The sequence below is a fragment of the Rhizobium sp. ZPR4 genome (genome assembly GCF_040215725.1).
Taxonomy (GTDB): Bacteria; Pseudomonadota; Alphaproteobacteria; order Rhizobiales; family Rhizobiaceae; genus Rhizobium; species Rhizobium rhizogenes_D.
In genome coordinates this window covers 759,826-783,531 of the sequence record NZ_CP157967.1, presented here as the reverse complement: position 1 = coordinate 783,531, position 23,706 = coordinate 759,826, and the positions used below count along the sequence as shown (strand labels likewise).

The 23,706-nt window shown below is 59.1% G+C and carries 27 protein-coding genes; 11 read left to right on the top strand and 16 right to left on the bottom strand.

Features of this window, described 5'->3' with window-relative positions:
* Positions 1-70: 70 nt before the first annotated feature.
* From ABOK31_RS03840 to ABOK31_RS03815, 6 genes are all read left to right on the top strand, one after another.
* The gene (locus ABOK31_RS03840; RefSeq protein ID WP_174174149.1) at positions 71-505 is read left to right on the top strand and encodes a TIGR02301 family protein; all 435 of its coding nucleotides are present in this window, start codon (positions 71-73) and stop codon (positions 503-505) included.
* Positions 506-609: 104 nt separating this feature from the next.
* Entirely contained in the window at positions 610-867 is a 258-nt protein-coding gene (locus ABOK31_RS03835) for a hypothetical protein (RefSeq protein WP_034507811.1), read from the top strand.
* Positions 868-883: 16 nt separating this feature from the next.
* Complete coding sequence (locus ABOK31_RS03830; protein ID WP_174174148.1) at positions 884-1,639, top strand: hypothetical protein; 756 nt, start codon at positions 884-886, stop codon at positions 1,637-1,639.
* A gap of 73 nt (positions 1,640-1,712) precedes the next feature.
* On the top strand, positions 1,713-2,552 hold the full coding sequence (locus tag ABOK31_RS03825; RefSeq protein WP_349957820.1) for a folate-binding protein YgfZ: 840 nt from the start codon (positions 1,713-1,715) through the stop codon (positions 2,550-2,552).
* Positions 2,549-3,166 (top strand): HD family hydrolase, encoded by a 618-nt coding sequence (locus ABOK31_RS03820; RefSeq protein ID WP_349957819.1) that lies wholly within the window; start codon positions 2,549-2,551, stop codon positions 3,164-3,166. Before ABOK31_RS03825 ends, ABOK31_RS03820 begins: the two co-directional genes overlap by 4 nt.
* Positions 3,163-3,696: a protein tyrosine phosphatase gene (locus ABOK31_RS03815; RefSeq protein WP_174174145.1), complete on the top strand. Its 534-nt coding sequence runs from the start codon at positions 3,163-3,165 to the stop codon at positions 3,694-3,696. Before ABOK31_RS03820 ends, ABOK31_RS03815 begins: the two co-directional genes overlap by 4 nt.
* Before the next feature lie 57 nt (positions 3,697-3,753).
* Here ABOK31_RS03815 and ABOK31_RS03810 read toward each other — a convergent pair whose 3' ends face one another.
* From ABOK31_RS03810 to ABOK31_RS03800, 3 genes are all read right to left on the bottom strand, one after another.
* Positions 3,754-4,386, bottom strand: a complete 633-nt coding sequence (locus ABOK31_RS03810) for an EF-hand domain-containing protein (RefSeq protein ID WP_234910540.1) — start codon at positions 4,384-4,386, stop codon at positions 3,754-3,756.
* A 270-nt stretch (positions 4,387-4,656) separates the two neighbouring features.
* Positions 4,657-5,169, bottom strand: a complete 513-nt coding sequence (locus tag ABOK31_RS03805) for a superoxide dismutase family protein (RefSeq protein ID WP_174174143.1) — start codon at positions 5,167-5,169, stop codon at positions 4,657-4,659.
* 148 nt (positions 5,170-5,317) lie between these two features.
* Entirely contained in the window at positions 5,318-5,656 is a 339-nt protein-coding gene (locus tag ABOK31_RS03800; protein WP_349957818.1) for a hypothetical protein, read from the bottom strand.
* Positions 5,657-5,947: 291 nt separating this feature from the next.
* Here ABOK31_RS03800 and ABOK31_RS03795 point away from each other — a divergent pair, with 291 nt between their 5' ends.
* From ABOK31_RS03795 to ABOK31_RS03780, 4 genes are all read left to right on the top strand, one after another.
* Positions 5,948-8,710 (top strand): DUF2339 domain-containing protein, encoded by a 2,763-nt coding sequence (locus ABOK31_RS03795; protein WP_349957817.1) that lies wholly within the window; start codon positions 5,948-5,950, stop codon positions 8,708-8,710.
* An 83-nt stretch (positions 8,711-8,793) separates the two neighbouring features.
* A complete protein-coding gene (locus ABOK31_RS03790; protein WP_174174986.1) occupies positions 8,794-9,432 on the top strand; it encodes an HD domain-containing protein in 639 nt (212 codons plus the stop codon).
* A gap of 9 nt (positions 9,433-9,441) precedes the next feature.
* Complete coding sequence (locus ABOK31_RS03785; RefSeq protein ID WP_349957816.1) at positions 9,442-10,290, top strand: MOSC domain-containing protein; 849 nt, start codon at positions 9,442-9,444, stop codon at positions 10,288-10,290.
* Positions 10,291-10,467: 177 nt separating this feature from the next.
* Positions 10,468-11,577, top strand: coding sequence for a DUF4375 domain-containing protein (locus ABOK31_RS03780; protein WP_349957815.1), 1,110 nt, complete (start codon positions 10,468-10,470; stop codon positions 11,575-11,577).
* 15 nt (positions 11,578-11,592) lie between these two features.
* Here ABOK31_RS03780 and recO read toward each other — a convergent pair whose 3' ends face one another.
* The 11 genes from recO to rpoZ form a co-directional block, all read right to left on the bottom strand.
* On the bottom strand, positions 11,593-12,372 hold the full coding sequence (gene recO / locus ABOK31_RS03775) for a DNA repair protein RecO (RefSeq protein ID WP_174174139.1): 780 nt from the start codon (positions 12,370-12,372) through the stop codon (positions 11,593-11,595).
* A gap of 58 nt (positions 12,373-12,430) precedes the next feature.
* Positions 12,431-12,802, bottom strand: a complete 372-nt coding sequence (locus ABOK31_RS03770) for a response regulator (protein WP_174174138.1) — start codon at positions 12,800-12,802, stop codon at positions 12,431-12,433.
* Between the two features lie 330 nt (positions 12,803-13,132).
* Positions 13,133-13,888 (bottom strand): Crp/Fnr family transcriptional regulator, encoded by a 756-nt coding sequence (locus tag ABOK31_RS03765; protein WP_174174137.1) that lies wholly within the window; start codon positions 13,886-13,888, stop codon positions 13,133-13,135.
* Positions 13,889-13,973: 85 nt separating this feature from the next.
* A complete protein-coding gene (era, locus tag ABOK31_RS03760; RefSeq protein WP_075852617.1) occupies positions 13,974-14,918 on the bottom strand; it encodes a GTPase Era in 945 nt (314 codons plus the stop codon).
* 135 nt (positions 14,919-15,053) lie between these two features.
* Positions 15,054-15,773: a ribonuclease III gene (gene rnc / locus ABOK31_RS03755; RefSeq protein WP_349957813.1), complete on the bottom strand. Its 720-nt coding sequence runs from the start codon at positions 15,771-15,773 to the stop codon at positions 15,054-15,056.
* The gene (gene lepB, locus ABOK31_RS03750; RefSeq protein WP_069616145.1) at positions 15,770-16,516 is read right to left on the bottom strand and encodes a signal peptidase I; all 747 of its coding nucleotides are present in this window, start codon (positions 16,514-16,516) and stop codon (positions 15,770-15,772) included. Before lepB ends, rnc begins: the two co-directional genes overlap by 4 nt.
* A 114-nt stretch (positions 16,517-16,630) precedes the next feature.
* On the bottom strand, positions 16,631-17,035 hold the full coding sequence (gene acpS, locus ABOK31_RS03745) for a holo-ACP synthase (protein ID WP_174174135.1): 405 nt from the start codon (positions 17,033-17,035) through the stop codon (positions 16,631-16,633).
* Between the two features lie 40 nt (positions 17,036-17,075).
* A complete protein-coding gene (locus tag ABOK31_RS03740; protein WP_092710427.1) occupies positions 17,076-17,663 on the bottom strand; it encodes a DUF2062 domain-containing protein in 588 nt (195 codons plus the stop codon).
* 221 nt (positions 17,664-17,884) lie between these two features.
* Positions 17,885-18,034, bottom strand: a complete 150-nt coding sequence (locus tag ABOK31_RS03735) for a DUF3563 family protein (RefSeq protein WP_015339295.1) — start codon at positions 18,032-18,034, stop codon at positions 17,885-17,887.
* 192 nt (positions 18,035-18,226) lie between these two features.
* Entirely contained in the window at positions 18,227-20,449 is a 2,223-nt protein-coding gene (locus tag ABOK31_RS03730) for a bifunctional (p)ppGpp synthetase/guanosine-3',5'-bis(diphosphate) 3'-pyrophosphohydrolase (protein WP_174174133.1), read from the bottom strand.
* Between the two features lie 100 nt (positions 20,450-20,549).
* On the bottom strand, positions 20,550-20,948 hold the full coding sequence (gene rpoZ / locus ABOK31_RS03725; RefSeq protein WP_075852112.1) for a DNA-directed RNA polymerase subunit omega: 399 nt from the start codon (positions 20,946-20,948) through the stop codon (positions 20,550-20,552).
* Positions 20,949-21,260: 312 nt separating this feature from the next.
* Here rpoZ and ABOK31_RS03720 point away from each other — a divergent pair, with 312 nt between their 5' ends.
* Positions 21,261-21,851: an NYN domain-containing protein gene (locus ABOK31_RS03720; RefSeq protein ID WP_349957812.1), complete on the top strand. Its 591-nt coding sequence runs from the start codon at positions 21,261-21,263 to the stop codon at positions 21,849-21,851.
* A gap of 152 nt (positions 21,852-22,003) precedes the next feature.
* Here the strand turns inward: ABOK31_RS03720 and smpB are convergent, their stop codons facing one another.
* Both smpB and dapA read right to left on the bottom strand, forming a co-directional pair.
* Complete coding sequence (gene smpB / locus ABOK31_RS03715) at positions 22,004-22,483, bottom strand: SsrA-binding protein SmpB (protein ID WP_015339291.1); 480 nt, start codon at positions 22,481-22,483, stop codon at positions 22,004-22,006.
* 136 nt (positions 22,484-22,619) lie between these two features.
* Positions 22,620-23,504, bottom strand: coding sequence for a 4-hydroxy-tetrahydrodipicolinate synthase (dapA, locus tag ABOK31_RS03710; protein WP_174174131.1), 885 nt, complete (start codon positions 23,502-23,504; stop codon positions 22,620-22,622).
* Positions 23,505-23,706 lie beyond the last annotated feature (202 nt).

Genomic DNA, 23,706 nt, shown 5'->3' with positions numbered 1-23,706 from the left:
GAGCAATATCGGCGTGGAAACCACCCGCCACGCCTTGTTCCCGTCATGCTTGTCCGGTCAACATGGTTACATGAATCATAACAGCCTTGGCCGACCGCTTCTGATCTGCATCGCGCTTGCCGCAGCCTTCCCAGCTGCAGCACAGCCGGCAGCAAGCGCACCACCGCCACAGGCGGCCGATAATGCGAATGCCGAGCAGCCTGCGCCCTATGACGAGCAGCTCTCCCGGCTATCCGAAATTCTCGGTTCGATCGACTATTTGCGCAATCTCTGCAGTCCGACGCGGGAAGACGGATGGCGCGGTGACATGCAACACTTGCTCGACACGGAAACCAAGAGCGAGCCGAAACGAAAAGAAAGGCTCACTGCGGCCTTCAACCGTGGATATCGGTCCTTTGCATCGGTTTACACGAATTGCACGCCGCAGGCCCGCGTCGCGGAAGAGCGATACCGTAACGAAGGTGCAACACTGGCGACAGAAATCACCGCACGCTTTGGAAATTGACGATTTATTAACCTCTTTTCATAGCGAGCCGTGTCGTTTTGGGAAAAGGCTGATAGAGTTATTAAGCAAGTGGTAAGGACATGAACGTCTCGAGGAAAGAAACAATGGAAACCAGCCTGAACGAAATCGACGACATGATCGTTCATGAAAAGATGCAGGCAGCGCTGGAATACCAGAATGAAGCTTGGGCCGACGGCATGGCAGATGGCATCGAGCCCGAAATCATCGCCGATGCGGCTATTGCCCATGCGATTCGTGAGACGATCCGGATTCAGGGGGAACAGGGCGCCGAAGCCTTGCTCGAATCGCTGCGTGAACGCATGCTCGCTGGTGAATTCTCTCCGAACCGTACCCTGCAATAACACTCAGAGATTGCTAATGCGTATCTTTCCAGGCAATGCGCTCACCTGTTCCATTGCCTCGTTCGCTGCCGTAACCCTGCTTTTGGGCAGCACCGCCTTGCCGCTACCGGCCAATGCCTTTTCCCAGCTCAACCCGCCGGCCCCTCAGGCGAAAGACTCCGCACAGCAGAAGAACGAGAAGCCGATCGAACAGGCGCTGGAAGCACCCGCTGCCAACAATAACACGTTGCCGATGCCCGATCCGCTGATCAACAAGCAGGCCGGCCAGAGCAGCGGTGACGCCTCGAATGCGAACAAATCGGTCGAATTCCTCTTCGATATCGACAAGGCGCCGGAGCCGGTGAAGAAGCTCCGCGCGGCGATCGTCGAGGCTGCTGCTTCCGGTGATCTCGAACGCCTGCGCCCGCTGATGAATATCGGAGCGGGCCTGAAGCAGACTCAGGTTACCGCCGACGACCCCGGCGAAGATCCGATCAAGACGCTGCATGACCTTTCGGGCGATCCTGACGGCATCGAGATCCTGTCCATCCTCCTCGATATCATGTCCACGGGCTTTGCCCATGTCGGCCAGGGCACGCCCGACGAGGTCTATGTCTGGCCCTACTTTGCCCAGAAAGACATCAAGACGCTCTCCACGCCGGAGAAGGTCGATCTGATGCGCATCGTGACGGCCGGCGATTACGCCGACATGCTGGAATTCGGCGGCTATAATTTCTATCGCGTCGGCATCACGCCGGACGGCCGTTGGAAATTCTTCACCTCGGGCGAATGAACCGAAGGGGGAACTTGCGGTTCCCCGTCGAAGGCCCTACCTCTGCGTGATAGGCCAAATCAGCGGAACCATCATGCCAGCCGTATTCCTGAGAGAGCGCTCCTTCATTCGCATCACCGGCGCGGAGGCGGAGACCTTCCTGCACAATCTCATCACCACCGATCTCGCCTCGCTTGGCGCCGATGAAGCTCGTCCGGGCGCGCTGCTGACGCCGCAGGGCAAGATCCTGTTCGACTTCATGATCTGGCGGGATGGCCCTGGCTTTCTGGTTGAAACCGACACGGCGCAGCGGGAGGGCCTGCTCAAGCGGCTCACGATGTATCGCTTGCGTGCCAAGGTCGATTTCGCCACGGAGGACGCACGGGGCGTCACTGTCGCATGGGGAGATGCCGCAACGGATGGCCCAAGAGACAGCCGCTTCGCCAAGGCTGGAATTGTTCTCACGCGGACGCCCGGTGAACATGGCGGCGATCCCGAGACACTCTATGATGCGCTGCGGATCGCCAACGGCATCGCCGTTTCCGGCGCCGATTTCGCGCTGCAGGATGCGTTCCCGCACGATGTGCTGATGGATCTGAATGGCGGCCTGGGCTTCCGCAAGGGCTGCTATATCGGCCAGGAGGTGGTTTCCCGCATGCATCATCGCGGAACCGCGCGCAGGCGCGTCGTCATCGTCGACGGCAGTGCCGAATTACCGCCCTCCGGCACGGAATTGACTGTCGGCAGCAAGCCGATCGGCACGCTCGGCTCGACCGCCGGCAATATGGGCCTTGCCATCGTCCGCATCGACCGGGCCGGCGAAGCCATTGCCGAAGAGGCTCCGATAAAGGCTGACGAAGTCGACGTCACCGTATCTCTTCCAGCCTGGTCCGGTCTCTCCTTCCCCACCCGCGCCGATGAGGCGTCGGCATGATATCGGCGAAGACGGCGCGTGCCTGGCAGCGCATGCTATCCGGGCGCAGGCTCGACCTGCTCGACCCCTCGCCGCTTGATGTCGAGATCGGCGACATTGCGCACGGGCTTGCCCGTGTTGCCCGCTGGAACGGACAGACCTCCGGCGATCATGCCTTTTCGGTAGCACAGCACAGTCTGGTGGTGGAGGCGATCTTTCGTCACCTCAATCCGTCAACGCCCGACGAGCTGCTTGCCGCCCTGCTTCATGATGCACCGGAATATGTCATCGGCGACATGATCTCGCCGTTCAAGTCGGTTGTCGGCGGCGACTACAAGGTCGTCGAGAAGCGACTCGAGGCGGCGATCTATCGACGCTTCGCCCTGCCCCCGCATTGCACGCCGAAGCTCAAGGAAAAGATCAAGAAGGCCGATACGATCTCTGCCTATTTCGAGGCAACGCTGCTTGCCGGCTTCACGCCTGATGAAGCCCGCAAATTCTTCGGCCAGCCTCGCGACGTCACGCGCGAGATGCTGCCGATCGAGCCTGTGCCGGCGATCGAGGCACAGCGGATGTTCCTGAAGCGCTTCGAGTCTATCGAGGCGGAGCGTGCCGCCGTGAGGATCGGCGCGTGACCGCGATTGTCGTATCACCGCTTGCGCGCATCGCCGAAATGGCCGTTCGCCATAAGGCTTGCGAGATGATCAGCCTGATGGCCAAGGAGCAGAGCTTTCATCGGCCTGCCGTCATCAAGGCGGATCGGCATCTGCTGCTCAATATGAACGATATCAGCTTTGCCGGAACCGGCGATCTCATCGCCCCGCAGGAGACGCATGTTCGCGCCATCATCGACTTTGCTATCGGCTGGGATCGAAGCGCACCTTTGCTCATTCATTGCTGGATGGGTGTTTCGCGTTCGCCGGCGGCGGCGCTGATTGCGGCTTTGGCCGTTCACCCGGAGGAGGACGACCTGGTGCTGGTGCGTCGCCTGCGCGCGAGCTCACCGTTCGCCACGCCGAATGCCCGGCTCGTTGCCATCGGCGACGACATGCTCGGACGCCACGGGCGCCTGGTTGCCGCAGTCAAGGAGATCGGCCGTGGCGCGGATGCCGATGGCAATGCGCCTTTCATTCTGCCGTTGGCCGAATTAGGCGCCGGCGAATAAAAAACGGAGATCGCGTTTCGCAATCTCCGTTCGTTTCATAGCAATAGGCCTCCGCGATTACGCAGCGACGCCACCCGTTTGGTCCGGATCATACTGGCCATAGGTGTTCTGATAAAGCGATGACGGATCCTGCATGTTGTTCAGCAAGACGTTCAGCGCCTGATCCTTGGCAAGCGTCGCGGCATCCGTTGGATTACTGTCACTCGTACTCGGCTCCAGCGACAGCATATCGGCGGCGGAAGCATCCGACGACTTCAGGGCATCGAGGCCCTCGGCGAACTGATCCTTGGTCAAGGAGCCGGCATTTTGCGTATCCAGGCTCTTGAACAGGTTCTCAGCATCGCTTTCGCTCATGTCCTTCGGACGCCCGGCAACGAACTCATCCTGCGAAATCGTGCCGTCCTGGTTGGTGTCGAGGCTGGCAAACAGCTGGTCCATGGGGGACGCGCTGGAAGAGCCGTCGGTCGACGTGGAACTGCTTGACTGGCTGTTCTGCTGCATCTGTAACAGCATCGACGCCAGATTGCCGGAAAAGACGTCCGTGGCGCTCGGATCACTGCTGCTGTCGCCATTCTCGTCGTTGACAATGCTCGCCGACAGGAGGCCGGATTGCGCCGCCGCCTCCAGCTCCTGAGCATCCACGACGCCATCCTGATTCTTATCCAAGGGACTGTACGAGGCAGCCGTCATGCTGCTTCCAATTGAAGAAACCCCGCTCATCCAAATCTCCTACGGCAAATGCCATCGCGTGGTTGATAGACCCCGGCACGCTTAGTCATCTGCAAGCAGGATAGGCCGTTTTGCCTCGCAGATTGAGATTGGTGTTAATTCACCATTAACTATAATTGACAGCCATCGAATCATATTGCCGGTGGGCGCTTACGCAGCCGGAACAACCGTTGCTTGAACTTCCACCCGTTCAATGCTCGAATCATTTTCGAGCTTCTATTGGCTGCTTTCCTATTGAATGACGGCACATGCCAGCCGCTTGCCGGCGCCGCCGACGGGCTGGCTGCGGTAGTCGTCCGAGTCGGCATGGATCATCAGCGTGCGGCCGCGGATGCCGTTCTTGCCGTTCAGAGACACCATGCCGTTGAAGACCTGGGCGCGCAGCTTGCCGTCCTGATCGACATACTGGTTCGGCATATCGCCGGCATGCGGCCCGTTGGCCGCGAGGAAGCCGTGTTCCGCCTTGGTGGGGTTGAAATGGCCGCCGGCGGACTCGAAGCCGTGCGTATGCTCACATCGGCTATTCTCATGGATGTGGAAGGCGACCCAGCGATTGGCGGGCATGCCTGACACCTCCATCTCGATCAACACACCCTTTTTGCCCTCAGTCAACGTCGCCCGGCCGGCCTGCTTGCCGTCGAGGCCGACAAAATCAGCAGTGGCGGTGTTTTGACTTTGGGTTTGCGCTGCCGCGGGCGCGGCTGCAGCAAGAGCGAGAATTGCAACGATCATGATCCGCTTCATGGAACACCCTCCCTGTTCTGCGTGGCAATTGCCCAACGCATGGCAGGCATGAGGGTTCCGGCGAGTGGAAAAAATGATCCTACATCAAAATGATAAGGCGGCTTACCGACATCCCGGCAGGCCGCCTTACATCGAATGAAAGTGCTTGTCAGGCCGCTATGCTGTCGACGTCATACTGGCCGTATGTGCTGTTATAGGCATCCATCGGCGACATCAGATCAAGGTCGGAGCCGACATTGGATTCCGGTGACTTGGCCGTGGAGGCGGTATCGGCGTTCGGCAACTGCATGAGCTTAGCAATCAGGCCACTCAACGCACTGTTCGAACCATCGACGGTAGCGTCGGTATTGTTGGCCTCAAGAATGCCGGGGCGTTCGTCCACCGAGCGTTCTTCTTGGCTTAAAAGACCGTCACCATTCGAATCGAGGCGCGAAAGCGTGCCACGATACGGGTAGGAGCTGTTGGATACGGAAGAAACATGGGACATACAAACCTCCTGAGGTAGGAGCCGCCTCATGCGACGTCGTTTGTACGCAATACATTCAGAGTTAGACTATGAACCGCTATTAAGCTGCTTCGCGCTGCCGGTAAAGACAAATTGTTAATGAGTATTAACCATAGTTCTCAAGTGGTAAATTTGAATTTCCTAATATTTCCTTTGCAATCCTTTATGACGGAATCTGGCATAATCCACTGGAATCATAGGGGAATCTGACTATCTAATCTTACCCGGCGAGCGGTTTCGTATATGGTACGGCGGATCGCCCATGGAGAAGACATGATGGAATTGTTACCGCTCGTCATCCTGGTCGTCGGCATCCTGGTACTGCGAGGCCACAACCTAAGGATAAAAAGGCTGGAAGCGCGCGTTCAGGAGCTGCAAAATGCTCTCGCGGGCAAGGTGCTGGCGGCGGATACGGGCGAATCGATTCCCGCGACAGATTCGCTGGCTCTTGCTAACGCACAGCCTATCGAAGACGAGCCGAAAGCGGTGATCGAAGACACTTCGACGTCCGGTATCGAGCAGCCGGCCCTCGCCGCAAACAATGTTGCGGACACGCTTGAGGAAGAGGCCGCCCCTCTTGCCAGCCAGACATCCGCGCAGACCAAGGAAAGCCTGGAGAGCACGATCGGCGCACGCTGGGCCGTCTGGGTCGGCGGCATTGCTTTGGCGCTCGGCGGCATCTTCATGGTCAAATATTCGATCGAGAGCGGCCTTCTCAGCCCCGGCGTCCGGCTTGTTCTTGCAGCATTCTTCGGCCTTGCCCTGATTGCTGCCGGCGAAGTGATCCGCCGTCGGGCCGCGCCCGTTCTGGATAATGCCTTCCAGAATGCGATGATCCCCGGCGTGCTGACGGCGGCCGGCGTCGTCGCCCTGTTCGGCTCCACCTATGCGGCACATGCCATCTACGAATTCATCGGCCCCACGACCGCCTTCATTCTTCTCGCACTGATCTCGCTCGCCACACTCGGGCTATCGCTGTTGCATGGACAGGCGCTTGCCGGCCTCGGTCTGCTGGCGTCGATGGCGACCCCTGCCCTGATCGCTTCGACCGCGCCAAGGCCCTGGATTCTCTTCGGCTATCTCGTCCTGACCTGGCTTGCGACCCTATTGGCGTCGCGCCTGCGCCGCTGGTTGATCGCCCCGTCCCTCGCGAACGGGCTGCTGAGCCTTTGGCCCCTGCTCTACATCACCTACAGCCCGGCCGTCGATCTGACGCCGGTTACGCTTGCCATGCTGGCGATGATCGGCGGCACAATCTTCCTCTGGCCGGGGCGCTACCCGATCTCCGAAACGGCGAAGGAAGACATTGCAACGGTGCCCACCGAAGACGCACCTCCAAGGCCCGGTGCCGACATGGAATGGGCGGCATTTCTTGCCCGGCAGCCGCTCGGCATGACGCTGACGGCCGCGGTCGGCGCGCTCACGGTATCGCTCGGCCTCGTCTACTACAGCCTTCGATATGGATATCCGATCGTTGACACCACATTCATGTTTGCGGCGATCGTTGCGGCGGTGGCAGCCTTCGGCGCCGGCCGCCTGCATGCAGCCTGGGCAACGATCCTGTCCGCGCTCATCGCCGTCGTCGGTGTATCAGGCATCCTGACCAACTGGATCGCCGGGATCGAGACCGGCGGCGCTGGCGAAACCGTCAGCCTGCAGAGCACGGTGCTCTATGAGGTGCTCGGCCTCGGCGCCCTCTTCGTGCTGATCGGCGCCTTCTTCCTCCGGCGCTTTGCCGCGCAGGAGAAACCCTACGCCGCGCTTTGGAGCCTCGTCATGGCCGCCACGCCGCTGGCGATCGCCACGATCAGCTTCGTCAACCTCGGCAACTGGACGCTCGACTGGCTGCATGGGCTATACGGCATTGGGCTGACTGTCGTGCTTATCGCGCTTGCGGAATGGCAAGATCGCCGCGACGGCGAAGGGCTGAACTTGCCGACGAATATCCTTGCCGCGGGCTCCTTTGCCGCCGCCGTTTTCGCCCTGCATACGCTTGCGCATCATGCCACCGCGACAATCCTGCTGCCGGTTCTCGGGATCGCCTATCTGCTGGCGGGACGCGTGCGCAATTGGCTCGTTCTGCCGTGGGCGATGGTTGCCGCGCTGGTCATTGCCATGGGGCGCATCGCCTGGCAGCCGACGATCGTCGATCCCTCGGAGCTTGGTACGACGCCGGTCTTCAACATGCTCCTTGCCGGCTACGGCATTCCGGCAGCCCTTGCCGTCCTTGCGGCCTTCATCACGCGCCATTCGCCGAGCCTGCGGCTGCGCAATGCCTTGCAGGCGCTCGCTTGCTTCCTCGTACTGCTGACCATCGCCATCCTTGTGCGCCATGCCATGAATGGCGGCGTCCTGAACGATGCGGTTCCGACGCTCGGCGAACAGTCGATCTACACGCTGCTGGCGATCGGTGCCTCCGCGACGCTGATGGCGCTCGACCTGAGCGCGGCGAGCCCTGTCTTCCGCTATGGTGGCATGGCGCTCGGCGTCATTTCGGTCTTCATGATCCTCACCTTGCATCTGCTGGGGCTGAATCCGTTCATGACGGGCGAGAGCACAGGTAGTATCCCGCTCTTCAATCTGCTGCTGCTTGCCTATCTTCTGCCTGGTGTCGCCTATGGCGGATTGGCACTCTTTGCTCGCAACCGGCGTCCCCTGCCCTATGTCAGCATGCTGGCCGTCGCGGCGGCCGTCATGGCCTTCGCATGGGCGACATTGTCTGTGCGCCGCTTCTGGCAGGGCGAGTACATTCCCTTCTGGAACGGTTTCATCCAGGGCGAGCTCTATTCCTATTCCGTTGTCTGGTTGCTGATCGGTATCGCGCTGCTCGGGCTCGGCGCCCGCTTCGAGGCACGGAGCCTGCGCATCGCCTCGGCGGTGCTGGTCTTCATCGCCGTCGTCAAGGCCTTCCTCATCGACATGGCGAACCTCGAGGGCTTCCTGCGGGCACTGTCCTTCATCGGCCTAGGCGCCGTGTTGATCGGCATCGGCCTGTTCTACCAGAAGATCCTGACGGCCAAGAAAGCGACGGAGTGATTGCGGCGAATCCCTTCGCCGGGTAGGACGGAAACCTGCCGACTGATCACTCTGGAGCAAGCGCGACAATGAATACCGACAGGATGGCCCAGGCCTTCGCCCCGTTCGAAGCACTGGCTGCGGATCTGATTCCCCATGCCGCCGATGGCGATGACGGTTCGCACGATATTGCCCACATCCTGCGCGTCTTCCGCAACGCCATGGCCATTCAGGCCGAGGAAGGCGGCAACGCCCGAATTCTCGCCGCCGCCGTGCTGCTGCATGACTGTGTTTCCGTCGAAAAGAATTCGCCGCATCGCGCGCAGGCATCGCGGCTCGCTGCCGAGAAAGCTTCGGGCATCCTGCGGCAACTCGGCTGGACTGACGAAGATATTGCGGCGACGGCGCATGCGATCACCACGCATAGTTTCTCCGCCAACCTGCCGCCGGAAACGCTGGAAGCGAAGATCCTGCAGGATGCCGACCGGCTGGATGCGATCGGCATGGTGGGCGCTGCGCGCTGTTTCTACATTGCCGGGCGTCTCGGCTCCGGCCTATACGACCCCTTCGATCCGCTTGCGACAGAGCGGGCACTCGATGACAAGCGCTTCGCCATTGACCATTTCGAGACAAAGCTGTTCAAACTGGCGGATGGATTCCAGACCGAGACCGGGGCCAAGTTTGCCGAAGCGCGGCATGACCGGCTGAAAACCGTGCTGGCAATGTTCATCGACGAAATCTGAGGGCCATCTATGCGCGTCAGCGATCTTTTCATCTATCCCGTCAAGAGCGCGCGCGGCATCGCCATCCCGTCGGCCGCCATCGATGCCTTCGGTCTTGCCGGGGATCGTCGCGCCATGCTGGTCGACCCCTCTGGCAACTTCATTACCCAACGCGATTTGCAGGCATTGGCCCGGATCGATATCCAGCCGGCGCCTTCCCATCTTCGCCTGAAGATGGAAGGCAAGCCCGACATCATCGTACCGCCGCCGCACCCGGACAACCGCATGGACGTGGTCGTCTGGAAATCTGCCGTCAACGCCTCCGTGGCCGACGAGGAGACCAACAAGGCGCTGTCGACCTGGCTGGATCGCGAGGTCAAGATGGTGTTCTTCGACAGGCTGGCCAAGCGTATTGCCAGCCCGGAATGGGCGGGCGAGGATACGCCTGTCACCTTTGCCGACGGATACCAGATCCTCGTCACGACCACCGGCTCGCTGAAGGCGCTCAACGCCAATCTTGCCAGCCACGGCGAAGGCGCCGTTGGCATGGAACGCTTCCGCCCGAACATCGTCATCGATATCGATGAGGAATGGCCTGAAGATCGCTGGGCGGCGATCGAGATCGGCGGCATCCGCCTCGATCTCGTCAAGCCCTGCTCGCGCTGCATCATGACGACGCAGGATCAGCAGACCGGCTCGCGCGACGTGCCGAATCCCATGCCCGCCATGGGCCGCATCCGCATGTCCGCCGACCGCCGCGTCCCCGGCCCGCTCTTCGGCTGGAACGCCGTACCGCGCGGCGAAGGCTCGGTGAAGATCGGGGATACGGTGACGGTGCTTGAGGAGCGGCCGGAGGGCTGGGCGCTCAAGCGCAGATAAATGCCTGGCAATTCGGGACAACCCGCTTGAAGATGGTGGAATTACCCTAAGTAGTACAAGCAACCGCGATATTAGAGTTATTTCCGAACCCGCACACTGTCGCGCCAGGCTCCAGAACGGAAGTCGGACTTGTTCATCAAATCGCTCCTCCGCTCGATCGACTTAAATCCCGTCAAAATGCCAAGTCGTCTTACGGCGGCTGCGGCCTATATCCTCTCCCTTGTCATCCTAACTACAACGGTTGTCGTTCCGAGCGTCGCGCAGGACGCCGCCTCGAAGGACGGCTATCGATTTCAAGAGGCCTCCTTGCAGCACATTCCGGATTACGATGTCCTGTCGCTTGCTTACCCGCCCAATCTGGGGCTTCTCATCGCGAACGGGCGGGATGGCTATCTCACTGAAATGAGCCATGATTCAGCGCCTATTCAGCGTTTGCGGCTGCTTCTCGGGCTTGGGGAATACACATACGACGCCACTTCCGAGGGGCTGCATGGCTATTTCAGCGCTCCTGCCGGAACGTTGGCGCCGCGGTTGCTTGTCGCTCTGCAGGAAGCGGGCTTCTCCGATCGTGCGAAAGTCGTTGCGGAAGCGATAGCGGCCTTCGGGCCAAACTACCCGGTCGAAGACAAGATACGCTCGGATTTCTTTGCCCAGAGCTTCCTGCGCATCCAGGAAGGCATTGTGCCCGATCTTTCGAAGCCGCCGACAGCCATTGACGTCAGGCTGCGGGAACTCGGGACGATGCTTGCCAACAAGACTGCGTTTCGTGCCGAAGTGGACGCCTATGCCGCACGCGATCCGGTCGTCGCGGCGGCGCTGAAACATGCACGCGAGACCCTTCCCGACGAGCAGCGCCTGTCATATTTGCAGGATCAATTATTGCCAGGTCCATCCGGCTTCGGCGAGGCGGCCGAGATCAAGGCACGGATCGAAACGATGCCGCCGAGCTATCGCACGACCTATGTCCTGATCATCCTCATGGGCGAAGTGTTTAACGGCGGAACACACCAGTTCTTTTACAATTCCAGCGGGGCTTTCGCCGAATATGTTCCGCAGGCTTTGCGTGAGGTGGGCAAGAATGATGCTGCTGTGATCATCGAGACGGCCATAGCCATGTTTCCGAAGCCCTATCCGGTTTCGACGGAAGAGCGTCGCCGTATTTCCTTTCAACATGAATGGAACACATGGGATGACAAGCTCGATTCATTCAGTAACGCCATCGAAAACGACGACATCTCGGCAGCGCTTGCCGCCTACGCCAAAAAGCAGGGTATTCTTCCAAACTGAGACTACAGAGCGGCCTCAGCGCTCGATTGCCATTGCAGCCGTGCTTGGCGGCCTCTCCTCCGAGACCATTGCAACCGCCTTCAACGCGGCCTGCATGAAACCGTCGCGCGCCGCGGCGATCTCAATGCCACGCGGCTCGTAGACGTGGCGATGCAGAAAGTAGCCGGTCAGCCGAAAGGCGGCGGAAAGGCTTTCCCTATCCGCGGCGATCATGGCGCCGGTCGTCAGGAACGGCGGCAGGGCCAGCATCTTGTCCGCCCATGGCATGCCGGCTGCCCGGCAGACGGCACGCCCGGACTTCGGAGAAACGAACGCCAGATCCTCGCGCACGCCGGTTGCCGCGCATTCGGTAAGATCGAGCCCGAAACCCAGATCGTTCAGCACGGCAAGCTCGAAGCGCACGAAGAGTTCTCCGGCATCGGCCGGGTTCTGCAGGTTTTCCAGGATGACATCGAGCGCATCATAGAGATGCGGATGCGGATCTCGTTCCGGCAGCAACCGCAGCAATGCGGCCATCGCCTGCACGCCATAGACGGCGGTTGCGGTTTCCATAAGCCGCGCGGCCCTCAGCGTGACCGGCTCCATGCGAAATTCGCCGAGATGTTCGTGCAGCCTTGCCCGCCAGGTGACCTCGACGAGATTGCCGGCCTGCAGCACCGGCTGCATGGCGCGCGAGCGGCCGGATCGCACCAGCCCCATGTGGCGACCGCGGGCACGCGTCATGACCTCGGCGACGACACTGGTCTCGCCGAGACGTTTGACGCCCAGAATGATCGCATGGTCCTGCCACTGCATCGGCCGGTTGCTCCGAAAGATTTTTGCGATTCGAGTTTAGGACAAATGGCTGCCGCTGTCACATGGCGAGCGGGGAGCCGCCGGCCAGAGTCTCGACGAAGAGGCGCATGGATTGTTCGTCGAAAGGCTTGTTCAAAAGCGGCACATGCCGCAGATCTGCCGGAAAATCGAGTGTATCGGGATAGCCGGTGACGAAGCCGAAGGAAATGCCGCGTTCCATCAGCAATCGAGCAAAGCCGAAACTCGTCGACTCCCCGAGATTCACGTCAAGCATCGCAAAATCATAATGTTCAGAATGAACGGCGTTGACCGCCTGTTCCAGATTCGAAGCAATCTCAACCTGTTGAATTCCGACGAGGTGAAGAATTTCCTCCGCCTCCATGGCAATGATGAGATTATCTTCCAGTATAAGGACGCGCTGAAACGTCATATCAGCGCCATCCTTGCACGTACGCGCCAGCTGGCGTACCCCGTAAAAAGTCCCGCATCTATCCCTCCGGCGCCAATCATCGGCCCGTATTGAATGGATGGTTTTGCCCATCCGTCTTGGCTCGGTCTCTTGTGACATGACTTCGCCTCCAACCCGCTTCGCACTTTTTGCACTGCGGTACTATGGGCTCGTCACCGTGCTCCAATCGCTTTTGCCGCCGGGGTTAGTAAAAGGTGAAACTGGTCGAAAAGTGACGATGACAATAATCTATGCTGATACAGTTGTTGTCAGCATTTAAAAAAGACATGTTGTTTGCGCAAAGAGCCGCCCTCAAATGAAAGGGCGCCTGACCGAATCAAGGCCGTCCCAGCCGGCAAGCTCAGCAAGCCCTTCGCCGTCCAAAACCTCACAGCCTCGCTCCTGCCAGAGTAGCAGTTTCCGCGCCGCCAACTTTTTCAATGTCTTATTGGTATGGACCACCGAAAGACCCAGCGTATCGGCGACGTGCTGCTGCCGGATAGGGATGGTCTTGCTGCCGTTGAACAGGCGGAGAGCGCGAGCACGCTGATGCAGATACGCGATCAGATAGGCTGCACGCTCGAGTGCGGAGCGGCGGCCTATGCTTAGAAGATGTTCATCCAGTATCCGCTCCTCACGCGAGGCGATCCAGGTCAGATCATAGGCCAGCGAAGGATGGGAGTTATAGAGCGTCATCAATTCCGTGCGCTCGAAAACGCAAAGCGATATCGGAGAAAGCGCCTCCGTCGAGTGCTGCATCTCGCCCATGATCGAACCCTGCAATCCGATGAGGTCGCCAGGCATCACATAATTCAGGATCTGACGGCGCCCATCCTCCAGCGTCTTGTAGCGGAAGCCCCAGCCCGAGAGGATGGTGAAAAGGTGGGCGCTATGCGCGCCTTCGAGGAAAATCGTGGCACCGGCGTCGACAAGCAGCTCCCCTTTCTTGAAGCCACTGATGAAACTCAGCTCGTCGCGCTCGAATTCACGGAAATGCGGGAGAGACCTTAACGGACATTGCTGGCACGGTGTGCGTTGTCCATGCACCGTCGCAGCTGCCTTTGCCATGAAACGCTCCCTAAAGTTGCGGCGGCGTGAGCCATATGCCCGACAAACCACTGCAATATAAAGCGCTCAGGGAAGCAAAGTTCCATCAATGCGGGAAGTCGAGCCCCATTTCCCGGAAACGCTCCGGGTCGTCTCCCCAGTTTTCACGGACCTTGACGAAGAGGAAGAGGTGCACGGGCTGCTCCAGAATTTCGGAGAGTTCCTTGCGCGACGCGGTCGAGATCGCCTTGATCGTCTCACCACCCTTGCCGAGTGCGATCTTCTTCTGGCTGTCGCGCTCGACATAGATCACCTGCTCGATGCGCACCGAGCCGTCCTTGCGCTCTTCCCACTTCTCCGTCTCGACATGCGAGGAATAGGGAAGCTCCTGGTGCAGGCGCAGAAACAGCTTTTCGCGGGTGATTTCGGCGGCGAGCTGACGCATCGGCAAGTCCGAAATCTGGTCCTCGGGATAGTACCAGGGACCTTCCGGCAAGGTCTTCGCCAGATAGTCCATAACGTCGTCGCAGCCGGAGCCGTTTTCGGCCGAGATCATGAAGGTCTGCTCGAAGGCGATCTTCTCGTTGGCCGCAGCGGCAAGCGCCAAAAGATCCTCGCGACGAACGCGGTCGATCTTGTTCAAGACCAGGATCTTCGGCTGGGAGACGTCCTTCAAGCCTTCCAGGATGGCCTCCGCATCACCGCGCAAGCCACGCTCGCTGTCGATCAGCAGCATGATGAGATCGGCATCCTTGGCGCCGCCCCAGGCAGACGTTACCATCGCGCGGTCAAGCCTGCGCCGCGGCTTGAAGATGCCGGGCGTGTCCATGAAGACGATCTGCGCGTTGTTGTGAATGGCGATGCCGCGCACGATCGCGCGCGTCGTCTGCACCTTGTGGCTGACGATCGAAACCTTGGCGCCCACGAGTCGGTTCACCAGCGTCGACTTGCCGGCATTAGTCGGGCCGATGAGGGCCACGAAACCCGAATGCGTCGGGCCGATATGTTCAACCGCACCGTCTTCGGCGGGCGTGTCCTGCTGATTGGTCATTTTTTCCGTCATTCCCTAGAGTCGGATGACTTTAGGTCGAACCGACCTAAAATCCGAATCCACTCTAAAATCAAAGAAGTAGAGCATGATGTCCTCCGAAATCCCCTGACACTTTTCGGCATCATGCTCTAGCAGTTACGTCTCAGTCGGCTGAGGCTGCCAAACACCTTCGCGCTCCAGAATCCGCGTCGCAGCCACCTGCTCGGCCGCGCGCTTGGAGCGTTCAATTCCGGTCTCCGGCGTCGTTCCCTTCACTTCCACCGTCACGGTGAAGCGGGGATCATGATCCGGTCCGCTGCGATCATCAACCCTGTAGACCGGGGTAACACCGAATTTCGCATGCGCCCATTCCTGCAATTCCGTCTTGGCGTCGCGCCTTGCACCCTCCGGCCGGATGGCGCGGCGCTCCCAAAAACGCAGGATGAACGCGCGGGCAACTTCGAGCCCACCGTCCAGGTAGAGCGCAGCAATCAGGCTTTCGACGACATCGGCGCGCACGTTCAGCATGCGCTTGCCCGTCAGCTTCTTCACGTCGGCACCGGTGCGGATGTAAAGATGCAGCTCCATTTCATCGGCAACTTCGGCGCAGGTCTCCGCGCTCACGAGCTGGTTGAGGCGCACGGAAAGCTCGCCTTCCGTCGCAGCACCGAATGTCTTGAAGAGCAATTCTGCGATGCACAGGCCAAGAACTCGGTCGCCGAGAAATTCCAACCGTTCATAGTTGCCTGTCTTGTGCGTACGCGCGCTGGCATGGGTCAGCGCGCGGTCGAGACGCTCCTTTTCGGCGAATTCGTAGCCTATAGCAACCTCAAGCCTGGCACGATCCGCCTGGGAGAGCGTCTGCGTCTTCGTCATTCGACAACCTTGAAAATACGGTCCCAACGCATGTTGGTCGGCCATTTCCAGACTTCACGGAAGGAGGTGTCGTGACCCAGCGAGAAGAAGATGATGCTGGCGCGGCCGATCAGGTTCTCAGCAGGGACATAGCCGACATCGAAACGGCTGTCGTCGGAATTGTCGCGATTGTCGCCCATCATGAAATAATGGCCCGGCGGAACGACATATTCCTGGGTATTGTCGCCACGAGAGTTCGGCGAGAGATCCAGCGTGTCATAAACCTTGCCGGTATCCGGCAGGCGCTCGCTGTAGACAGCGATGTTGTCGCCCGGCTCCTGGCTATAGTCCGACGAGAAGGTGCCGTGCGGCTCGCGCGGAACGGCCTGGCCGTTGATGTAGAGGATGTCGTTCTTGACCTGAATGCGGTCGCCCGGCAGACCGATCACGCGCTTGATGTAGTCGACATCAGGATTCGGCGGGAAGCGGAAGACCACGACATCGCCACGCTTCGGCTCGCTGCCCAGGATGCGGCCGCTGAACAGATCCGGCGAGAACGGCATTGAATACTTGGAATAGCCATAGGCGAACTTGTTGACGAAGATATAGTCGCCGACAAGAAGCGTCGGCATCATCGAGCCGGACGGGATGGTGAATGGCTGGAAGAGAAACGTGCGGATGATCATGGCCAGGACGAGCGCCTGAACGATGACCTTGATGTTCTCCCACAGGGCGTTCTGCTGTTTTACGGCTTTCTCGGACACGCAGTCTTATTCCTTTTTCGCACCCCACCGGCGCACTTGCATTCTGGCACTGTCTACTCGCTTCATATCATCGCGGCAATGGCGCGGATGCCAAAAGCGACATACAGTCGTGATTCAGGCATCCATCGGTAGCGCTTCGATGATCACAAAAGCCTGAGCAAGAGGAAAATCATCTGTTATCGTCAAATGAATGGCGGCGCGATGATTTGGCGGCAACATAGCTGCCACTCTTTCGGCAGCACCGCCGGTCAATTCCATCGTCGGTTTGCCGCTCGGCAGATTGACGACTCCCATGTCGCGCCAGAAGACACCCTGCGCCAACCCTGTACCCAAAGCCTTGGAGCAGGCTTCCTTGGCGGCAAAGCGCTTGGCATAGGAGGCCGCCTTGTTCTTGCGGCGCTCGGACTTGGCGCGCTCTATATCTGTAAAGCAACGCTCGGTGAATCGGGCGCCGAAACGCTCGATCGTCTTCTCGACCCGGCGGATGTCGATAAGATCACTGCCTATGCCGATAATCATGGGAAGGCCCTCCTGGCGGCCCGGACGAGGTCAGGCACCGTCAGACGCTCGATGCGTTTTCGGCGAGCGCCAGCCGTTCGCGGGCACGTTCCATCAGGCGCTCCTTGCGGCGCGTCTTGAAGGTCTTCACACCATAATAGGTAAGCGCATAGACGATCACGCCCGTCACAATGGCAGGCGGAATGCCGCCGATCAGCATCGGCTTCAAAACCGGGTCCCAGATTTGCGTGAGATCGCCCTTGTGCCACAGTGCCGGCAGATCGATGCTACCGCCTTGCCCGCCGCTGTCGCGCGCCAGAATCAGATGGCCGATCTCCCAGGTCAAAGCCCAGATGAAGGGGTAGGTAATCGGATTGCCGGCAGCCAGACAGCCGAGCGCAGAAGCGATGACGTTTCCGCCGACGAGATAGGCGATGACAATCGCCATGACGAAATGCACACCGATGAACGGCGTCCACGATACGACGATGCCCGCGGCAAAGCCGGCCGCAACCGAATGCGGCGAGGCGGCGAGGCGAACGAGGCGCTTACCGAAATATTGGAAAGAGCGGACAAAACCCTTGCGGGGCCAAAGATGCTCCCGCAACTTTTCCTTGAATGTCAGTGGTTTTCGGCGACGAAACAGCATGCGGCTTATCTAGTGCAATGGGGGCCGTCGTGACAAGAGCGGCCGAACGTATCATGCACCGATTAAGAACCGAAAGTGCGGCTCTTTTTTGGAACGTCATCTGCGCTGGATGCAGAAAATGGACGCTCTCTTCATTTGCCGGAAGCAATCCCGCAAGATCGGGATGCTCCAAGGGCGCAACAATGACGCGCCCCTCTTGGTCTTTTCAGTATTAACAGCGATTAACGCGTACGGAACAGACCGCGGTCGACCTGACGCTGACGATATTCAAGGTCAAAACGGTCGTGCGAACCATTCAGGTAAGCCATTTCGCGTTCTTCAACACTCGGAACACGCAGGGCACGGGCGATTTTCTTGATCGGGCTAAACATTTTCTTCTCTCATCTCAGTTTCGTTTCTTCGATGACCAGAAGATAGGCTCGACAAAGGTTAATTACCACCGCTCTAAAATATACACAGCCATGCATTTTGCGCATATCTATCCGGAAAGGCGCTCGAATTTGGTCATAAAATGATCACAAAATATGCAGCCTGCCTGGATCGGTAGCGCCGCCGAGTGGATATCACTCGTAGAGGCGCTTAACCGTCGCGATGCAATCGAGTTCCTTCAGCTGCACCAGAAGCTGGTTAAGCTGGCGCAGATCCCAGACTTCGACGTCGAGGGCCATTTCGGTGAAATCGGCCGCAACCCGAACGGTGTTGAGCACGCGGATATTGACATCCACGTCCGCAACGGTCTGCGCCACCTTCGCCAGCGTACCCGGCTCGTTGAGGGCATTGATCAGGATGCGTGCGGCAAAACGGGACTTGTTGGCCTCGTCCAGATCCCAGCGCACATCGATCCAGCGCTCCGGCTCGTCATCGAACCGCTGCAGAACCGGCGACTGGATCGGATATATGGTGATGCCCTTGCCCTTTTCCATGATGCCGACGATGCGATCGCCCGGAACGGCGCCGGTCGATGCGAAATGTACCTCGACATTGGCCGAAATGCCGCGGATCGGCGGCGCATCGATATCGGCGCCGTCGGAAACCTCGGCCTTGTTCTTGCCGGGGATCTTGAAGATCATGCCGGAGGCGCTGCGAACGTTGAACCAGCCCTCGTCGCCGGCGGGCTTCACGGTGACGCGCTCGTCCTGGTGATCCGGATAGACGGCGCGCAAGACGTCGAGCGACGACATCTCCCCTCGCCCGACGGCGGCAATCGCATCCTCGACATCCTTCTGGCCGAGGCGATGCAGGGCGGGCTTCAGGGCATCACGCGAGAAGACCTTGCCGGCGCGCTCGAAGGTGCGCTCCAGAATACGGTGGCCGAGACCGGCATACTGCTTGCGGATGGCAAGGCGGGTTGCGCGGCGAATGGCGGCGCGCGCCTTGCCGGTCACGACGATCTCTTCCCAGGCGGCGGGCGGCACCTGTACGCCGGAACGGATGATCTCGACTTCATCGCCGTTGTTCAGCCGCGTGACGAGCGGCATGATGCGGCCGTTGATCTTGGCGCCAACCGTGGTGTCGCCGATATTGGTATGGACAGCATAGGCGAAGTCGATCGGCGTTGCGCCGCGCGGCAGGGCGATCAGCTTGCCCTTGGGCGTGAAGCAGAAGACCTGATCCTGGAAGAGTTCGAGCTTCGTATGCTCGAGGAATTCTTCGGGGCTGTCACCCTCGGCCAGCGCTTCAATGGTGTGGCGCAGCCAGGAATAGGCATTGCTTTCCCGCGACGCGACGTCGCTGTCGCCATTGCCGTTGGCGCCGTCCTTGTAGAGCGTGTGGGCGGCAATACCGAATTCGGCGATCTCATGCATGCGCTTGGTGCGGATCTGCAACTCGATACGCTGGCTGGAGGGGCCAACGATCGTCGTATGCAAGGAGCGATAGTCGTTCTGCTTCGGCGTCGAAATATAGTCCTTGAAACGGCCGGGAACGACGCGCCAGCGGGTATGAACGATGCCGAGCGCCCGGTAGCAGGACGGAATATCGTCGACGAGAAGACGGAAGCCGTAGATATCGGAAAGCTGCTCGAAAGAGAGTGACTTCGACTGCATCTTGCGGAACACCGAATAGGGCTTCTTCAGCCGGCCCTTGACCATGGCGTTGGCAAGGCCGTTAGCCACGAGCAGATCGCGCAGCTCGGTCTCGATCTTCTTGACCAGCCCTTCGTTGCGCCGAGACAGCTCTTCGAGCCGCTTGGTGACGGTGTCATGCGCTTCAGGATTGATATGGCGGAAGGAAAGCTCCTCCAGCTCCTCGCGCATGTCCTGCATACCCATGCGGCCGGCGAGCGGCGCATAGATTTCCATCGTCTCCTCGGAAATGCGGGCGCGCTTTTCCGGCGACATGTGATCGAGCGTGCGCATATTGTGCAGGCGATCGGCAAGCTTCACCAGAAGCACGCGCACATCGTCGGAAATGGCGAGCAGCAGCTTGCGCAGGTTTTCCGCCTGCTTGGCCTTCTTGGTGACGAGGTCGAGCTTCTTGATCTTCGTCAGGCCCTCGACGAGACGACCGATATCCTCGCCAAACATCTCGTCGATTTCGGCGCGCGTCGCCGTCGTGTCCTCGATCGTGTCATGGAGAAGAGCGACCGCGATGGTCGATTCATCCAGGCGCATATCCGTGAGGATGGCAGCAACTTCGAGAGGATGGGAAATATAGGGATCGCCGCTGGCGCGTTTTTGCTGGCCATGCTTCTGCATCGCATAAACATAGGCTTTGTTGAGGAGAGCTTCGTTGGCATCGGGCTTGTATTTCTGCACGCGCTCGACAAGCTCGTATTGCCGCATCATTCCAAAGCTACTCCAGCAAAAACAAAAGCGCGCCAGTCATCTGACCGGCGCACGCATCTTGCCATCATATCGCTCCTGCCCGGAGCATCAAGATCGACGATCAGTAATCGTCGCTTTTTTCCGGCGGAACCAGACCTTCGATACCAGCCAGAAGCTCTTCTTCCGACATCTGGTCGAAAGTAACGGTTTCCGGCAGGTCTTCTTCCTCTTCGCTGGTGGCGGAAGCACCCGCTGCCAGCAGGCTTGCCGGATCGGGCTCGGGCTCATCCACTTCGACATGCTTCTGCAGCGAATGGATCAGGTCTTCCTTGAGATCGTCCGGCGACAGCGTCTCGTCGGCGATTTCGCGCAATGCAACAACCGGGTTCTTGTCGTTGTCGCGGTCGATCGTGATCGAGGAGCCCTGCGAAATCAGACGGGCGCGGTGGCTGGCGAGCAGAACGAGCTCGAACCGGTTCTCAACTTTATCAATGCAATCTTCTACTGTGACACGGGCCATTGCCTGTCCTTTGCGGTCGTGATGTCGTCATCATGTCTCGGAGTAGCACGCCGATACAAGCAAACGATGGCAAATTCAAGTTTTTCCTGATTGAGCGCCTTCGCACCCCGTCTTATAAGTGTTAAAATTACCCCAGACAAATTGTTATTTCTACCGTAGGTTGCTTGGAATATCGCACTTCGTGCCCTAAATCTTGGTTATATGAATAATTCATAAAGTAATACGAATTATTCTGCGGCGCCTTGCAAGGCATTGTTTTAGCTAGCCTTTGAATGAAGTGATTACGTTTTTATAACAATGGATATGTAAGCGATGTTTGACCCACGCGAAAAAATTGCACTCTTTATAGACGGCGCCAATCTCTACGCTGCATCCAAGAGCCTCGGCTTCGATATCGACTATCGCAAGCTCTTGAAAGCATTTCAGAAACGCGGTTATCTGCTGCGCGCCTATTATTATACGGCTCTTATCGAGGATCAGGAATATTCCTCCATCCGCCCGCTGATCGATTGGCTCGATTATAACGGCTACAAGGTCGTTACCAAGCCGGCCAAGGAATTCACGGACTCGATGGGGCGCCGCAAAATCAAGGGCAACATGGACATCGAGCTGGCGATCGACGCCATGGAGCAATCCGAGACCGTCGATCATCTGGTAATCTTTTCCGGCGACGGCGACTTCACGACCCTCGTGGAAGCACTCCAGCGCCGCGGACGCAAGGTTTCGGTCATCTCGACCATGGCGACCCAGCCGCCGATGATCGCCGACGATCTGCGCCGCCAGGCCGACCATTTCATCGATCTCGTATCGCTGAAGGCAGAAATCGGCCGCGAAGCCTCGGAACGGCCTGCCCGCACCACCACCGAGACGGCAAGTCACGCCGCAGCGGATACTGAAGAATAATTTGAGGCTGCATCAGACGAGTTAGGTTTGCCGCAGCGAAACCATTTCGTTTTTGCCGCGGCAGCCGGCCCTTCGCTAAGGCTCAAGGCGTTCGTCGCTGCAATCGATTCACGGGATCGATAGCTCGGGCTTTGCGCGACCGCGTCTCACCCTCACCCATTGTCCTTCAGCAGGCGGCTCTTCTGCCTGTTCCAATCGCGTTCCTTCTCGGATTCGCGCTTGTCATGCAGCTTCTTGCCCTTGGCGAGAGCCAATTCCAGCTTGGCGCGGCCTCGGTCGTTGAAATAGATTTTCAACGGCACCAGAGTCATGCCCTCACGATTGATCGCCGAACGCAGCCGGCCGATTTCGCGGCTGGAAAGCAGCAGCTTACGACGGCGGCGTGGCTCGTGATTGAAGCGATTCGCCTGCAGGTACTCCGGCAGATAGGAGTTGATCAACCAAATCTCGTCACCTTCATCCGAGGCGTAGGATTCGGCGATATTGGCCTTGCCTTCGCGCAGCGATTTGACCTCCGTGCCCATCAGCACGAGCCCTGCTTCGTAGGTGTCGATGATCTCGTAGTTGAAGCGAGCCTTGCGGTTTTCCGCCACGACCTTGTTCACCACGCGCTGGCTGCCTTTGGGTGCCATGATTCTTCTTCTTTTTTCTTGCGTCATTCCGGCAGCGACTAAGGGCGTGCCAGGTTCCTGCACCCTAAATAAGCGAGACCGCCCTCCTTGTGAAGAGAGCGGCCTTGCAGAGTTTCGGCAGCAGGCTTGTGAAGCCTCAGTTCAGGAGGCCGGCATGGCGCATGGCCGCATCGATCGCAGCCTCCGTGCCCGGCTCCAGGGTCGACAAGAGCGGCGAACGCACGTTGCGGCTCATGCGGCCGAGGCGGGACAGACCGTACTTGGCACCGCAAAGACCTGGCTCCAGGAAGATCGCCTTGTGCAGCGGCATCAGACGATCCTGATACTCGAGTGCCTTGGCGTAATCACCGGCAAGCGTGGCCGCCTGGAATTCCGCACATAGTCGCGGCGCGACGTTGGCCGTGACCGAAATGCAGCCGACGCCGCCATGAGCGTTGAAGCCGAGCGCCGTGGCATCCTCACCGGAAAGCTGGCGGAAATCGCGGCCGCAGCTGATGCGCTGCTCGGAGACGCGTTCGATCTTGCCGGTCGCATCCTTGACACCAACAATGTTGGAATAGGACTTGGCGAGCGCGCCCATCGTCTCCGGCGTCATGTCGACGACCGAACGGCCTGGAATGTTATAAATGTAGATCGGCAGCTTCACGGCTTCCGCAACGGCGGCGAAATGTGCGTAAAGCCCCTTCTGCGTCGGCTTGTTGTAATAGGGTGTCACGACCAGAACCGCATTGGCACCGACCTTTTCGGCGTGCAGCGCAAGCTCGATCGCTTCGCGGGTATTGTTCGAGCCCGCTCCCGCCATGACCGGGACGCGCTTGTTGGCGATCTCGATGCAGAGCTCGACGACGCGCTTGTGCTCGTCATGCGACAAAGTGGGAGATTCGCCCGTCGTACCAACAGGCACCAATCCCTTGCTGCCCTCTTTTATCTGCCAGTCGACATGCGAGGCGAAGGAAGCCTCATCCACCTTGCCGGCGTCTGTAAAGGGCGTAACGAGTGCGGGAATGGACCCCTGGAACATGCAAGTCTCCTAGCGGCGCTGCTTTCATGCTTCAGCCGCAATCCATGGTTATGAATCCGCGCACCATAAAGCGCTGGCTTGACGGCGACAAGCACGCTTTGAATGGTAAAGGGCAGTTTCCGATATCATAATTGATTGAAATTCGGACCACCGGTAAGGTTTCGTTAATATAGCATTTGGCAAATGGAAGGGGCCTGTTTGT